This is a genomic window from Haloferula luteola, from assembly GCF_014201715.1.
Classification (GTDB): domain Bacteria; phylum Verrucomicrobiota; class Verrucomicrobiia; order Verrucomicrobiales; family Akkermansiaceae; genus Haloferula; species Haloferula luteola.
Genome location: NZ_JACHFD010000010.1, coordinates 71,161 through 85,562, shown reverse-complemented (window position 1 = coordinate 85,562; position 14,402 = coordinate 71,161). Strand labels below are relative to the sequence as shown.

Annotated in this window: 16 protein-coding genes; 9 read left to right on the top strand and 7 right to left on the bottom strand. The window is 57.9% G+C overall.

The window, feature by feature from the left end; genetic code table 11:
* Positions 1-13: 13 nt before the first annotated feature.
* From HNR46_RS21395 to HNR46_RS11105, 5 genes are all read left to right on the top strand, one after another.
* On the top strand, positions 14-1,147 hold the full coding sequence (locus HNR46_RS21395) for an ABC transporter permease (protein WP_221285122.1): 1,134 nt from the start codon (positions 14-16) through the stop codon (positions 1,145-1,147).
* A gap of 7 nt (positions 1,148-1,154) precedes the next feature.
* Positions 1,155-1,928 carry an ATP-binding cassette domain-containing protein gene (locus HNR46_RS11120; protein ID WP_184018931.1) on the top strand — a complete coding sequence of 258 codons (774 nt, stop codon included), beginning with the start codon at positions 1,155-1,157 and terminating at the stop codon, positions 1,926-1,928.
* A gap of 8 nt (positions 1,929-1,936) precedes the next feature.
* Positions 1,937-2,938 (top strand): MlaD family protein, encoded by a 1,002-nt coding sequence (locus tag HNR46_RS11115; RefSeq protein WP_184018772.1) that lies wholly within the window; start codon positions 1,937-1,939, stop codon positions 2,936-2,938.
* Between the two features lie 26 nt (positions 2,939-2,964).
* Positions 2,965-3,561 (top strand): PqiC family protein, encoded by a 597-nt coding sequence (locus HNR46_RS11110; RefSeq protein WP_184018770.1) that lies wholly within the window; start codon positions 2,965-2,967, stop codon positions 3,559-3,561.
* 65 nt (positions 3,562-3,626) lie between these two features.
* On the top strand, positions 3,627-4,307 hold the full coding sequence (locus HNR46_RS11105) for an outer membrane lipoprotein-sorting protein (protein ID WP_184018768.1): 681 nt from the start codon (positions 3,627-3,629) through the stop codon (positions 4,305-4,307).
* Between the two features lie 21 nt (positions 4,308-4,328).
* Here the strand turns inward: HNR46_RS11105 and HNR46_RS11100 are convergent, their stop codons facing one another.
* From HNR46_RS11100 to HNR46_RS11075, 6 genes are all read right to left on the bottom strand, one after another.
* On the bottom strand, positions 4,329-4,958 hold the full coding sequence (locus HNR46_RS11100) for a YqaA family protein (protein ID WP_184018766.1): 630 nt from the start codon (positions 4,956-4,958) through the stop codon (positions 4,329-4,331).
* 102 nt (positions 4,959-5,060) lie between these two features.
* Positions 5,061-6,107, bottom strand: coding sequence for an NAD(P)H-dependent glycerol-3-phosphate dehydrogenase (locus tag HNR46_RS11095; RefSeq protein WP_246418046.1), 1,047 nt, complete (start codon positions 6,105-6,107; stop codon positions 5,061-5,063).
* Positions 6,064-6,771: a glycerol-3-phosphate 1-O-acyltransferase PlsY gene (gene plsY, locus HNR46_RS11090; protein WP_184018764.1), complete on the bottom strand. Its 708-nt coding sequence runs from the start codon at positions 6,769-6,771 to the stop codon at positions 6,064-6,066. The genes HNR46_RS11095 and plsY overlap by 44 nt, the downstream gene beginning before the upstream one ends.
* 24 nt (positions 6,772-6,795) lie before the next feature.
* The gene (locus HNR46_RS11085) at positions 6,796-7,554 is read right to left on the bottom strand and encodes a hypothetical protein (RefSeq protein WP_184018762.1); all 759 of its coding nucleotides are present in this window, start codon (positions 7,552-7,554) and stop codon (positions 6,796-6,798) included.
* A gap of 54 nt (positions 7,555-7,608) precedes the next feature.
* Positions 7,609-8,316, bottom strand: a complete 708-nt coding sequence (locus tag HNR46_RS11080; RefSeq protein WP_184018760.1) for an SDR family oxidoreductase — start codon at positions 8,314-8,316, stop codon at positions 7,609-7,611.
* Positions 8,313-9,245, bottom strand: coding sequence for a thioredoxin domain-containing protein (locus HNR46_RS11075; RefSeq protein ID WP_184018758.1), 933 nt, complete (start codon positions 9,243-9,245; stop codon positions 8,313-8,315). Before HNR46_RS11075 ends, HNR46_RS11080 begins: the two co-directional genes overlap by 4 nt.
* A gap of 135 nt (positions 9,246-9,380) precedes the next feature.
* Here HNR46_RS11075 and trpS point away from each other — a divergent pair, with 135 nt between their 5' ends.
* Complete coding sequence (trpS, locus tag HNR46_RS11070; protein ID WP_184018756.1) at positions 9,381-10,346, top strand: tryptophan--tRNA ligase; 966 nt, start codon at positions 9,381-9,383, stop codon at positions 10,344-10,346.
* Between the two features lie 258 nt (positions 10,347-10,604).
* A complete protein-coding gene (locus HNR46_RS11065) occupies positions 10,605-10,928 on the top strand; it encodes a hypothetical protein (protein WP_184018754.1) in 324 nt (107 codons plus the stop codon).
* Positions 10,929-11,005: 77 nt separating this feature from the next.
* Here HNR46_RS11065 and HNR46_RS11060 read toward each other — a convergent pair whose 3' ends face one another.
* Positions 11,006-11,410: a hypothetical protein gene (locus HNR46_RS11060; RefSeq protein WP_184018752.1), complete on the bottom strand. Its 405-nt coding sequence runs from the start codon at positions 11,408-11,410 to the stop codon at positions 11,006-11,008.
* Positions 11,411-11,771: 361 nt separating this feature from the next.
* Between HNR46_RS11060 and HNR46_RS11055 the strand changes: the two genes are divergently transcribed.
* Complete coding sequence (locus HNR46_RS11055) at positions 11,772-12,524, top strand: YebC/PmpR family DNA-binding transcriptional regulator (RefSeq protein WP_184018750.1); 753 nt, start codon at positions 11,772-11,774, stop codon at positions 12,522-12,524.
* A 17-nt stretch (positions 12,525-12,541) separates the two neighbouring features.
* The gene (gene rho, locus HNR46_RS11050) at positions 12,542-14,386 is read left to right on the top strand and encodes a transcription termination factor Rho (RefSeq protein ID WP_184018749.1); all 1,845 of its coding nucleotides are present in this window, start codon (positions 12,542-12,544) and stop codon (positions 14,384-14,386) included.
* Positions 14,387-14,402 lie beyond the last annotated feature (16 nt).

The following is a 14,402-nucleotide window of genomic DNA, read 5'->3' as shown; positions in this document are numbered from 1 at the left end:
CCCCTCGAGAAGTGTGAAGGAATCGCCTGTCAGCTTGAAGTGGACCGACACCGAGGAAGGGCGGTTGTTGTGTATTTCGGGCCCTTGGACTTTGCAGCAGGCGCGACCGGATTCAGAGGAGGTGTTTGGGGGACTGGCGGGGCTGGCTGCGGGTGCTCGACTGGAGCTCGATACTCAAGGGGTTTCCGCTTACGACGCGTCGTTGGTTTCGCTTCTTTTCGCCGTGGTTCGAAAGGCACGGGAAAGAGGTTTGGAGGTGGACTATCGTGCGCGGAGTCAGGAGGGAGTCAGTCGGTTGCTCCAATTGGCTCTTTGCGTTCCTGAGGACAAATCGAGGGCGGAGCGGGAAAGGGAGAGAGACTTCTTTTCGCGGGTCGGGGAAGCGACGATCGAGAAGTATGATGCATTCCTCGATGTGATGCATTTTGTCGGGGAGGCGGTGTTGTCTGTTGGGCGTCTCTTGCGTGGGCGAGCCATTTTCCGGAAGCAGGATCTTTGGACGACGGTTCAGGGTTGTGGTTCGGAGGCGCTGCCCATCGTTTCGCTGATCAGTGTGCTGATCGGGATGATTTTCGCATTTGTGGGCAAGGCGCAGTTGGATGCGTTCGGGGCCTCGATTTATGTGGCGGATTTGGTGGCGATCGCGATGGTCCGGGAGATGGGTTGCGTGATGACGGCGATCATCATGAGCGGGCGAACGGGAGCGGCTTTTGCTGCGCAGATTGGATCGATGAAGGTCAATCAGGAGGTGGACGCTTTGGTGACGTTCGGCTTCAAGCCTTTTGATTTCTTAGTGTTGCCGCGGATGCTCGCGCTGATTTTGATGCTGCCCTTGTTGACGATTTATTCGAACATTGTGGGCATTGTGGGAGGATTGTTGGTTTCGTGGTTGTCGGGTATTCCGGCTCTCGTCTACTACCATCAGACGGTGGCGCGGCTCGATCTGACGCAGATGTCGCTGGGAGTGATCAAGAGTGTGGCCTTTGGGATTGTGATTGCGGGAGCCGGATGTTTGCGAGGGATGCAATGCGGCAATAGCTCGACGGCAGTGGGAATGGCGACGACTCGTGCGGTGGTGACGTCCATCACGGCGATCATTGTCATCGACTCCCTGTTCGCCGTTTTGTTCACTGTATTGGATATCTGATATGGAGATGATCGAAGAAGCTCCCCAGATCGAGGTGAGGAATCTGACCATGGCCTATGGCTCCAAGGTCATCATGAAGGATCTCAATTTCTCGATCGAGAAGGGCGAGATTTTCGCGATCATGGGGGGATCGGGGTGTGGGAAGAGCACCTTGTTACGGCATTTGATCGGGTTGAATGAACCGGCTCGCGGTGAGGTTCTCTATCACGGGGAGAGCTTTACGCGGGCTCCCCAGGACCGGAGGGCGCAAATCATGCGCGGTTTTGGGGTGCTCTATCAGTCAGGGGCACTTTGGAGCGCACTGACCTTGGCTGAGAATGTGGCGATGCCATTGGAGGAGTATACGGATCTGCGGGCGTCTGAGATTGCGGAGTTGGTTCGCTACAAGCTCGCGTTGGTAGGGTTGTCGGGATTCGAGTCGTATTATCCTGCGGATATCAGCGGAGGCATGAAGAAGCGGGCCGCATTTGCACGGGCGATGGCCCTGGATCCTGAAGTGCTTTTTTTCGATGAGCCTTCGGCTGGGCTGGATCCGATCACCTCGCGGAGGTTGGACGAACTGATTGTGCAAATCAGCGAAAGTATGGACCGGACAGTGGTGCTGGTAACGCATGAGTTGGCCAGTTTGTTGAGCATCGCGAAGCGGGCGATTTTTCTCGATGTCACGACCAAGACGCAGGCGGTGATCGGAGATCCACGTGAGCTCAAGGAGCGATCGGATTTGCCGCAAGTGCGTGAATTTCTCAATCGAGGCGACGGCCCCGTTCCCTGCTCTTCTTGAATTTTGCCATGAGTCACAAAGTTAACCCCACCGCTATTGGGATGTTCGTCACTGGAGCCATCGTGATTGCCGCCTTGGCGCTGATTGCAGTGGGGAGCGGCAAGTGGTTCCGTGAGGAGCAACATTTCATTTTGTATTTTCAAGGGGACGCCAATGGACTGGCAGTGGGGTCCGATGTGAGAATTGGGGGGGTATCGCTCGGTGAGGTGGAGGACATTTCCATTCAGATCGACCCGCGGACGAATCAGAAGATCGTTCCGGTGGTGATCGCGATCGACGAAAAGAGGGTCCGCCGGATCAATCCTGACCATGAGGATGCTTTCGACTTCGAGGAGAGAGAGGATCAGGAACGGTTGGTGGCCCGTGGATTGCGTGGGCGCCTGAATCAGGAGAGCTTCGTGACGGGGGCTTTGTTTGTGGAGCTCGATTTCCTACCCGGAGAGAAGGGCTTTCAGTATGAGCCGTCGCTGCGGCCCGATCTGGTTCAGATTCCCACGGTGCCAGCGACGATTGACAAGCTGTTGGAGACGATTTCCCAGAGTTTGGACAAGATTGGTAACATCAATTTCAGTGAGTTGTTTGACGAGATCGGGTCGTTGGTGAAAACGACGGAGGGCAAGGTGGATGCCTTGGATGTAGAAGGAATCAACCGAGGGCTTCTCGAGGTGACGGAGGATCTTCATAAGGTGGTGGGCAACCCAGAGCTGAAAACCGCGGTGAACGATTTGAAGGAAGCGATGGCGAGTTTGAAGAGCGCGTCGGCGACTCTGGATCGCGAGTTGGATCCCATTGCGGGCGAGTTCCGGGAGACTTTGGAGAAGGCGAACGAGAGCATGGCCCGAATTGACGGAGTGGCGGAGAATCTTGAGGACTTCACTTCGAATGACGGAGTGGCGGTGACCCGGATCAATGATGTGCTCAAGGAGTTCAGGCGAACGGCCGATGCCTGGACGGAATTGGCCGATTTTCTCAAACGCCATCCGGAATCGATACTCTCTGGTCGCGAGTGAGGTTTTCGCATCCCCATGTTATCGCCATGAAACGCCTGTTGATTCTCTGCTTCGCTGCACTGCCATCGTGCGCACTGATGTTCAAATCGAAAGACGACCGGAACTACTATGCCTTTCAGGTAACGGCTTCGAATCCGGTTGGGCATCGCCCTGAGCTGCGTGCGCACATCCGCTCTGTGAGGATTCCTGGATACCTCGATCGGGAAGAGCTGGTTTATCGAACCGATGCGAATGCCCTGGAAGTTTTCGATCGAAAATTGTGGGGTGAGTCGCTCGACAAGGAGATCGCGCGAAACATGGCTGCAAGTTTGCGTCGCTTGTTAGGTACTTCGCAAATTGTGGCGCTGGACAGTGAGTTGGCGCGCAGTGGGGGGGCGCGAGCGACCCTTGACGTGGAATTGACCCAGTTTGAGCGAGGCAGTGACGGGGCGGTCCGATTGGAGGGGATTTATGCCATCCGGCAGATGGGAGAAGAAGGTGCGGTGAGCAATCGATCTTTTGATTACACAGAGCAGGTGGCGGAGGTTCAGGGGGCTGCGGATCATGCGGAGGCGACGGTCGCTGCGATGAACCGGTGTCTGGATCGCCTCAACCTTCGGATTGCCCGGGACTTGCTTCGCTAGGTGCGGGGGACTGGCCGACAGGGAGATCGCTTGCGCGGCCGGGATTTTGCGGGATGCTTGGGGGCATGAAGAAGATTTTTCCGATTTTGGCCGTTGCTGCATTGGTGGCACCGGCATTTTCACAGTCTGCGGAGCAGATCATGGAGCGAGTCAGGATTGGTGCGACGCTCCAGAACGCGGATCTCAGGGGGGAAATCGACGGGAAGAAGAAGGACACGGATGTTTCGTTGTTTCTCCGGGAGAAGGATATCCAGTTCGCGTTGGAGAATGGAGCGCAGCGTTTTCACATGCGACTGGGGGATGAGCAGTATGATTTGTTTGAAATCGTGAATGGGAAGACGCTTCGGTTTGCGGATTCCAAACTGCAGCAGCCGATCGCCAGCAGCGATTTGACGTATGAGGACCTGTCTTTCCGATTTTTGTACTGGCCGAATCCGAGTCTTGAGGGCTCTGAGCGGGTCAGCACCCGGGATTGCTGGAAGATTCGGGTGAACAATCCGGGGAACAAGGGGGCCTATGGCTTGGTTTACGTGTGGGTGGACAAGGAGTATGGAGCCTTCATGAAGGTGGAGGGCTTTGACCGCAAAGGCAAACGCATCAAGCGCTTCCAAGTCAGCGACGTGATGAAGATTCCCGGTGGAAAGTGGACCTTAAAGAAGATGGAAGTCGCGACGATGAACGGAGACCGGGCGACATCCCGGAGCAATCTGACATTTGAGAAGCCCAAGCCGGGTGGCAGCCGATAAGTTCAGATGGGCTGGGGGCCCTCAGTGGAAGAACTTGAGGGCCACGATGCCAACGACGACGAGGACGCCAAAAGCGAGGAAGCACCATTCGAGGTGTTTCTCGATAAACGGCCGGACTTTGGGGCCAAAGAGACGAATGATCCCTGCGACGACAAAAAATCGGAATCCTCGGCCGAGAATCGAGGCGAGGATGAGCATGGGGAGATTGTAGGTCATCATCCCTGAGAACACGGTAAAAACCTTATAGGGGATGGGCGTGATGGCGGCGATGAGGATGCCCCAAAACCCGTATGCTTCATACCATCCTTCGATTTGAGAGCGGACGGCGCCACTGGAATCGAAGGCGTTGAGGAGTGGCAGAGCGACGCTTTCCCGCAGGCCCCAGCCGATCAACCATCCGGCGATCCCTCCCACGACGGAACCCGCCGTGCAGATCAGGGCATAGCGAGCCCATTTTTTTCGAGCCCCGAAGCACAGAGCCAGGAGGAGAACGTCGGGAGGAATTGGGAAAAAGGATGATTCTGCGAATGCGATCGCGAAGAGGGCCCAAGAGCCGCCGGGGCGATCAGCCCAGGAAATGGTCCAGGCATAGAGGCGGCGGATGAGTCCTGGACGAGTTTCAGGGGCGGTGGGAGCGAGGTCTTCAGACATGGGGAAGAGCGACGGTCGGAATGGGATGCGAGAAGAAAGAGAGGGTGAAGAGCAGGTGAAATCTTGGGCCTGATAGCAATCGGCGGGCCCGCGGCAGCCGGATCAGTCGGTTTCTGGTCGAGGGTCGCGATTGAGGAGTTCGCTGAGTGCCTTGGCGGCGGGCATGTCCTTGTAAAGGATTGCGTGGACGGCGTCGATGATGGGGGTTCGCACGCCAGCGGTACGGGCGGCTTCGTAGATGGAAAGAGTGTTGGGGACGCCTTCTGCGACCATGCCAAGGCTATTGACGGCATCGTCGAGTGACTGACCTTCGCCGAGGGCCTTACCGACGCGGTGGTTTCGGGAGTGTTCTGAGAAGCAGGTGGCAATGAGATCGCCCACTCCAGAAAGGCCGGCGAAGGTCTCGATGCGTCCTCCGAGGTGGGTGCCGAGGCGAGTCATCTCAGCGAGGGCGCGAGTGACGAGGGCGGCGATGGCATTGTCACCCAAGCCGAGGCCGAGAGTGATTCCGGCAGCGATGGCGTAGACGTTTTTGATGGCGCCGCCGAGTTCGATGCCGGCGAGGTCATCGCTGGTATAGCTGCGGAAATGTGGAGCGGTGAAGAGTTGCTGAAGCAGGGTGGCGAGTTGTTCGTCCCGGCAACCGATCACGGCACAGGTGGCGAGGTCTTGGGAGATTTCTTCAGCGTGGTTGGGGCCGGAGAGGACCGCAATGGGGTTGGCCGGGCACTCTTCTCGAAGAATGACGCTCATGCGGTCACCGGTGCCGCGTTCGATGCCCTTGGCGCAGGAGAGAAGGACGGTGGTCTCGGGCAGGCCATGTTGGGCGAGCGAATGGGCGACTTGTCGAGTGGCCGAGGTGGGGACTCCAAAGACAATCAAGGGATGACGAACGGCATCTTGCAATTCGGTGGTGGCGACCACGCTCGGTGGCAGGCTGGCGCCGGCGAGGTAGCGGGGATTGTGATGGGTTTGATTGATGGCCTCGACGACTGCGGCGTCGCGGCCGACGAGCACCACTTCATGCAGCTTTTGACCGATGAGATGAGCGAGGGCGGTGCCGAAAGAGCCCGTCCCCAAAATGGCGGCGGAGGAAAACATCAAGTCAGGCATTTTTGGATTTCCTGGAGAAGCGGTGCTCGGTGCCATCGCGCAGGCGCTGGAGATTGCTGCGGTGTTTCCAGATCGCGAGGGCGGCGATGACGATGGAGAAGACCAGAAGGGGTTTGTTCCAGGTTCCCGCGGCCAGTTTCCCGTGAAACCATGACCCGAAGAGGATCAAAGGAGGCAGGACTGCGGCGGCTCCGATGGAAGCCAGCGAGACATAGCGGGTGGTGAAAAATAGGATCAGCCAGACCAGGAGAAGGATGACGACCGCGGCGGGGGCCAAGGCGATGAGGACGCCTGCGGAGGTGGCAATGCCTTTGCCGCCTTTGAAACCGACCCAAGGCGAGTAGTTGTGTCCGAGAATGGCGGCGAGACCGCAGAGCACTTGCAGAAGTTGGGCGAGCCACTGTTGCCCGGCCGGGAGGACGGTTCCCCAGGCGGTGAGGGAGTCGATCTCCATGGGGTTTTCCTGACCTTCGTAGCGGATCAAAGTGATCGCCACGGCGACCGGGAGGTAGCCTTTGAGGGCATCAAGGATCAGGCAGGTGATGCCATATTTTTTGCCGACCACACGGAGAACGTTGGTGGCGCCGATGTTTCCGGAGCCATGGGCGCGGATGTCGATGCCTTTGAGTTTGGCAATGATCAATCCGAAGGGCACCGAGCCCAGCAGGAAGGCGAAAAGGGGGCAGAGCCAGAGTTGCATGGAGATTGGGGAGAGACGGAGGTTTCAGAGTTTCCAATCTTCCGCGACCCACGGGGCGGGAAGAACGCGGTGATGGATTTTTTTCCCAGCGTAGCCGGTGATCGCGTCGTCCGGATCGGGTTGACCGTGGAAAACGAGGATCTTGGCTCCTTTGGGCTTTCGCGGAGGAACGACCAAGTTCAGCGGGAAGGGGGGGCGGACGTTGAATTTGAAGCTGCGGACCCATGTTTCCGGCCACCAGTATCGCTCCTTCATCGCATAGGTGAGGAAGTGCTGCTCGGTGACGAAAATGGAGCGGTTCTCAGCACGCTCGATTTCTGCCATGAAGGTGTCGTAGATGTACTGCGATTTGCCGGCTTCGAATCGGAAGATCGAGGAGTTTCCAATCTCTGGGCGCTTCCCGAAGAGTTGTTTGCGGCGCTCCCACCAGTTGTGGATGATGCAGTTTTTCCCCGGCATGTAGTCGAAGAAATCGTCGATGGAATCGAGGATCACGAGATCGAGGTCGAGAAACAACGTCGGGCCCTGCAATCCACAGAAGCCATCCTGAGTCATTACGAGCTTGAGGAAAACGCTCGGCCATCCGGAGGAGACGAGTCCGGGATTGGGGGGAAACGGGAAGATCTCGACCTCGGGAAGCAGGTCGGCAGGATGGTTGGTGAGGCAAATGAAACGGAACGGGCGCGAGAGGTTCCGCTCAATCGAGCGGTAGAGCACGTTGACGTAATGGGCGGGGTAGCGGGTGCCCCACTTCATGCAGATGATGTTGACGCGGTCGGCCATGCGTTGGGGCGGATTGCGGAGGTTGGCGGCGGAAATGCCAAGCGGAATCGCGGTTCAAACCCGCTGGTCGGAACTGCGCAGGGTGATGTCACCGATTTCCACATGCGGCGGAGTCTCAAGCAGGTGCAAGATGCTGGCGGCCACATCTCCTGGCTGCAGCATGTGCATGGAAGCCCGCGTTTGGCGCAAGGTCTCCTCACGACCGCGAAAGTAGTCATCCAAGAGAGGAGTGTCGACAAATCCGGGAGACACGCTGCCTACCTGGACGGGGAGTCCAGCGGCCTTGATTTCGAGGCGAAGAGAGTCGGTAATGGCTCGAACGGCAAACTTTGTCGGAGCATAGAAACCTCCGCCGGGAGGAACGCGATGCCCGCTAAGCGAGGAGACATTGACGATGCGTCCGCCGGATTTTGGGAAATGTCTCAGTGCCAATTGGCTGCACAGGGCCAAGCCCATCACATTGACGCGCCACATCTCTTCCCAATCGGCCGGATTGCCATCGAGGATCTTCGATTGATAGGCCACGCCAGCGCAGTTGACGAGAGCATCGAAGATCTCGAGTTTGGAGAAGGCGGCGGTGATTTCCTCGCGGTGGGTCAGGTCGACAGCCAGTGGGCGAACGCCATCGGGAAGGCGACCGGGGCTGCGCGAAAGTCCGACGACCTCCGCACCGCGGGCGAGAAGTTCCTCGGCCAACGCGCGGCCAATGCCGCTGGAGGCACCGGTGACGACGATCGTTCTATCGGCGAGGCGGCTGGTCATGAAGCGAGCTTTTCAGCCGCCTCGGGGCTTGGCAACCCTTCGAAAAGCCGGGGCAGGTCGGGAAGGTCGGCTTGGGTGCGTGCTCGCTGTGCTGAGAGGATTTGATCCCGGTGATAAAGGAAGGCGCCTGGCAATTGAAGGCCGTCGCCAGCCAAATGGCCCATTCCACAGCCACGCACCAAGGCGACGAGAAGAGGAATCCAAACGGGCGGACCGAAAAGCTCCCAGAATCCTCCCTTCCCCAATCCAAATGCGCGGTAGAGTTCACATCGGGGATCGGCAATGCGGGCAATCCCACTGCGCGTGGGAAGATAGTTCTCTTCTCCTCCCGGAACCAGCATGTGGACGAGGACGAGGCGCGCCTGATGACGCTCGGTTTCGTCCTTTAGGGTCTCGAGTTCGCGCAAGATCTTGCGAGTGAAGGTGCAACCGAAATGGCGCAGGAAAACCAGGCAGACTGTTTCTTTCTCAGCGGCGTCCCGCAGCGATTCGCCTGTGGAAAGTCGGTAGTGGGCGGTGGCGTCCAGGAGGCTCATGCCATCGCCTTGGGCGGGGCGACCCAGATGGGATTCGAGGAGGGTCCAAAGGATGCAGGCCAGTGGAATCCAGCAGAGGAGATCATCTCCGGCGATCAGCAGAAATCCCGTGGCATTGAGGGTCCCACCCAACCATGAGGCGATCGATAAAATCAGCACCAGAGACGATTTCAAAAACCCAACCAGAACCAGTGCCCAATGTTGGAAGGGGGCACGGGAGGCGATGAGAAATCCGAAACCGAAGGCTGCGGCTGCGAGACCAATGGTCTGCCACATGATGGTCGATTCGAGTGGATCTTTGCGAACCAGTCGAAAGAAGCCGGAGGGATGGACATTCACCCATAGGCCGAAAACCATGTAGCTGAGACCTGCGACCACGAGAACCACCCTCATCCATCGAGGGATACTACAGCGGCCTTGAGGGCAGGAGAACGGCATGGCGGAGCCTAGGCGGATTCGGGGACGACGCAAGCTGCTCTGTGTTGCAGGTTCTTGACCGGCGGGGCGCGAGTTCTCATGGTCCGCCGCATGCGCATCCTGACCGGTCTGCAACCCAGCGGAAAACTTCACGTCGGCAACTTTTTCGGCGCGATGGAGCCTGCCGTGAAGCTCCAGGAACAAGGGGATGCCTTTTATTTCATCGCCAACTACCACGCGATGACGACGGTCCGGAATCCGGATGATCTGCGAGCTTACACGCGTGAATTGGCGGTGGACTTCCTCGCATGTGGGCTCGATCCCTCGCGCTCCGTCTTTTTCCGTCAGTCCGACGTTCCGGAGGTCAACGAATTGGCGTGGATTTTATCGACCGTTTGCCCGGTCAGCTTGCTCGAAAAGTGCCACTCCTATAAAGACAAGACCGCCAAGGGCTTCACGCCGAATCACGGTCTGTTTGCCTATCCGGTGCTGATGGCTGCGGACATTCTCCTCTACGACGCCAATCAGGTTCCCGTTGGAAAAGACCAGAAGCAGCACCTCGAAGTGACCCGCGACCTCGCCGGGAAAATCAACGAAGCCTACGGGGAGGACACTCTGGTAGTGCCGGAACCGATCATTCGCGAAAGCGTTGCTGTGGTGCCGGGGCTGGACGGGCAAAAGATGAGCAAAAGCTATGGCAACACCTTGCCATTGTTTGGGGAAGAAAAGCCCTCGAAGAAGCTCATCATGAAGATCAAGACGGATTCGACGCCTGTGGAGGAGCCCAAGGCGATCGATGATTCCTTGGTTTTGCCTCTCTTCCGGCTATTTGCCGACGATGCCTCCTACGAAGAGATGTTGTCCCAGCATGAGAGTGGAGGCGTTGGCTATGGCGACTTCAAGAAGCGCTTGGCAGAAGCCTATTGGGACTACTTTGCCCCGATGCGCGCGCGCCGCGCCGAACTCGAAGCCGACCCGGGCTACATTGACCAGGTTCTTTCGCAGGGAGCAGAGAAAGCCCGCTCCACGGCTTCGGTGACGCTCGATCGAGTGCGCAAGGCCGTGGGGATTGTCTGAGGGGGGAATCGGTGGTTCGCCCAAGACTTCGTGGCGGGGAATCGTGCTCCGAGGTGCCAGGGGTCGGAGGAGCTGAAAACCGGCTCATCCGAGCGGGGGGGGTATGGCATGGATTTGTTATGTCGTGATGGATAGTCCGCCGAGTTTTGAGTTATTTTTAAAATAAGCCCAACGAGCGATGTGGAAGTTCTAAAATCAAATTTAGCCGGATGAATCCGCACTCGCCATGGCGGGGTCCCTGCAGGAGGGTGGGGGGAGATGACGACGGATGAAATTCAGGCATACATCGATGAAGCGGTGCGTTCCCGGTTTGAGGGGCTCGTAACGGACTCGATGGAAATGATGACCAGTGATGGGGGAGATGGTCGTTTTTTTGGGAAAGTTGTGGCCGTCCGATATCGGGGGCTTCCCCAAGTGCCGGAGATCTATCTCGCGATTGGGACGACAGAAGAGGGCGCGCAGATGGTGAAGTTTGGAAGATCGGAATGCGTGACACCGATGGAGCCCGAGTTGGACTTTCTTCTCCTGAAGGAACTGCAGATTTCTAAAAAAGAATCGGAAAGCGATGGTCTGAGCGCTTGATCCTTAGGGGCATCATGGACGGGATGCGTGCGATCTTCTCTGAGGGGAGAGAGGGTGCTTCGCGGCCTTGGCATGGATCAGTCGCCCCATTCTTCTTCTTCAATGAAGTCCATCACGAGGTCGAGGAGTTCTTCGATGGCAGCGGGGAGTTCTTCTTCGATGCTGGCGAGATACTCTTCCTCTGTTTCGCTGTAGTCGTTGCGATCTTCGCTGCGGGTCTCGCACCAGCGGCTGGCGTTGAGGGGGTCGACGATGCCGGTGGCACCGACGAGGTCGAAGGATTTGATCACCCGTTGGTGATTCACCCCACTTTGCCAGAATCCGTGGAGGCAGTCTTCGCTTTCGAGGATGGGGACGGTCTCGTAGATATCCATGAGTGCCCGCTCTTCGCGGCTGAGCTTGCGCTCGGAGGATTCACTTTCGAGACGATCGATGAGAATCTCTACTTCGTCTGGCCATTCGATTGAGTCTTGCATGCGCATCGCGGGCGGGGTCTAGGACGAGGAGGAGGCGAGGGTAAATGCAGAAATGAAGAAATGCGATGGACGGTGGAGGCTTCGTCGATGATTGGGTTCCAAAGGGGGACTTTCTGCTCGAAAACTTTTGCTTTGCCAAACCAACAAAGGGGCGACAACCTACCGCCGTTCGCGTGGTGATCGACCTGGGATTTTTCAGGTCATCCGGGAATGAAAGCCCCAAGCCTCCGGTGACGAACCCGTCTGCTGGAGTCATTCGCAAACCGGCCCATCCCTACCGATCCGTGGCACGCTACCGTGAGCCGGAATGCATCCGGGCGGTCTCTGCCGGACGGATTTGTCCCTCTTCTATTCCTTTATCTTCTCAATGGCAGGTCACAACAAGTGGTCCAAGGTCAAACACATCAAAGCGCGTGTGGATGTCATTCGCGGCAAGGTGTTCAGCAAGTGTGCCCACGAAATCGCCATTGCGGCTCGCGATGGCGGCGGTGATCCGACCATGAATGCCCGATTGCGTGCAGCGATCGACGGAGCCAAAGCGGTATCGATGCCCAAGGACAACATCGAACGTGCCATTCGCAAAGGCACGGGAGAGTTGGGTGGGGACGCCATCCAAGAGGTGAGCTACGAGGGTTATGGTCCTGGCGGTGCGGCATTCATCGTGGAAGCTGCGACGGACAATCTCAATCGCACGGCGGCGGACATTCGTTCGATCTTCTCGAAGGCAGGAGGCAGTGTGGCCACCCCGGGCAGCGTTTCCTATCAGTTCGACCGCAAGGGAGAAATCCGCTTGGAGGCACCGGGCTTGGGTGAGGATGACCTGATGGTCATGGTGATCGAGGCAGGAGGTGACGCCTTGGAAGAGGAGAGCGACGAGTGGGTGGTGCATACCTCTCCCACCGAATTGTTTGCGGTTGCGGAGAAGCTCCGTGCCGAGGGGCTGCTTTTGAAATCTGAGAAGCTCGTCTCGCTTCCCCAGAATGTCACGATGGTGGTCGATGCTGACCAAGCGCGGCAGTTGGTGAAGCTTTACGACCAACTGGACGAATGCGGAGACACTCTGAACGTCTTCACGAACTTTGAATTTTCCGACGAGGTGCTTGAGGACCTCGATTCTTGATTTTCCTGACACCAGCGATGAGCGACGAAATCCCGAAATCCTCGACCGCCGAAGCGACGGAGTCGACTCCCAAGCCGAAGGCCAAGAAGGCCGCCAAAAAGGCGGTGAAGACCGCGGCCAAGAAGGCTGTGAAAAAGGTCGCCACCAAGAAAACGGCTGCGAAAAAGACGACGGCCAAGAAGGCGACCGCCAAGAAGACCGCGGCAAAGAAGTCGGCACAACGTCGCTCAGGAGACGAGGCCCAAGGGCGTCTCGACTTTGAATCGACGGCGCCAACTTCGACGGGTTCCGCTGCGTCGGCTCCGCCTGTGGCGCCCGCATCTGCCCCTGCGCCAGTGGCCGAAAGCAAGCCAGTGGCTCCTGCGAAGGTAAGGTCGACCGAGGCTTCCGCGCCCTCAGGAGCCCGTGAGTCTTCTGTGGCCGTTGCCGAAGACCGTGGGAATCGTGGAGATCAGCGGTCCTCATCCGATCGATTCGGTGGGGAGCGGGACGATTCGGAGGGTTCGGGACGCGGGAACCGGTTTGGACGCGTTCCAGGGGGGGGGCGGATTCCTCGAGATCCTCGTGAACATGAGTCTCGGGATGATGCGGGCGGGCCCGATGATCCCAGGGGAGAACGCCGCAAGCGTCGTCGCCGGCGGCGCAGGAAGCGGGGGCGGGAAGGTGAGGGCGAAGGGCCTGACGAGGGAGGAAATGGTTCTTCCCATGCACCTGTTCCGAACGAGAGGAGGACGCCTGCGCTGGAAGGTCCTAAGTTGGAAGCCAACGGATTGTTGGAGTTGGCTCCCAAAGGATTTGGTTTCCTGCGGGTGCCTTCGAAGAAGTTCGAGCAAGCGAAGGATGATATTTTCGTGTCTCCCGAGTTGATTCGGGCACACGGCCTGCGCCTCGGTCAATGGATTCACGGCCTCTATCAGGAAGGCTCCCGAGGGCCGCAGCTGGTAGAGATTTTGGAGATCAATGGGGACGAGCCTTCCAAGGCGAAGAAATGGCCAGCGTTTGAAGAACTCAAGGCGGTGAATCCGAACAAGCGGATCTCCTTTGAGACCGAGGGCAATCGTTTCACGACCCGGGTGGTGGATCTGATGTCGCCCGTGGGAAGAGGTCAGCGAGGCTTGATCGTATCCCCTCCGCGTTCCGGGAAAACGACTCTGCTCCTGCACATTGCGGAAGCCATTCGTGAGCTTCACGAAGAGACTCTTCACCTCATCGTGCTGCTGGTAGATGAGCGTCCTGAAGAAGTCACTGAGTTCCGGCGCTGCCTTCCTGGGGCAGAGATTTATGCCAGTTCGAACGATGAACATCCGCGCAATCACACTCGGATCGCTGAGCTGTGCATCGAGCGCGCCAAGCGATTGGTGGAACAGGGGAAGCATGTTTTCCTGTTGATGGATTCCATCACCCGTTTGGCCCGCGCTTACAATGGCGGGATGAACGGGGGCAAGAAGCGTGGCATCGGCACGGGAGGGATCACGGTGGGAGCCTTGGAAACCCCTCGTCGATTGTTTGCGGCAGCGCGTAACACGCGAGAAGCGGGATCCTTGACCATCCTAGCCACCGCGCTGGTGCAGACTAACAGCCGCGCAGATGAGGCGATTTTTCAGGAGTTCAAGGGCACCGGAAACATGGAGTTGGTGCTCGATCGGAAGATTGCCGAGAACTACATTTACCCGGCGGTGGACATCTTCAAATCCGGAACTCGACGGGAAGAATTGATTCTGCCGGAGCACACCCTCCACAAGATTCACATGATTCGGCGGGGGCTTTCCGGCCACCGACCCATGGAGGCGATGGAGCGGCTGTTGTTTTTCTTAAAGAAATTCCCGAACAATCCGCAGATGTTGCTGGAAATCAAAGGATGAAGTTTGGTTAAGGAAG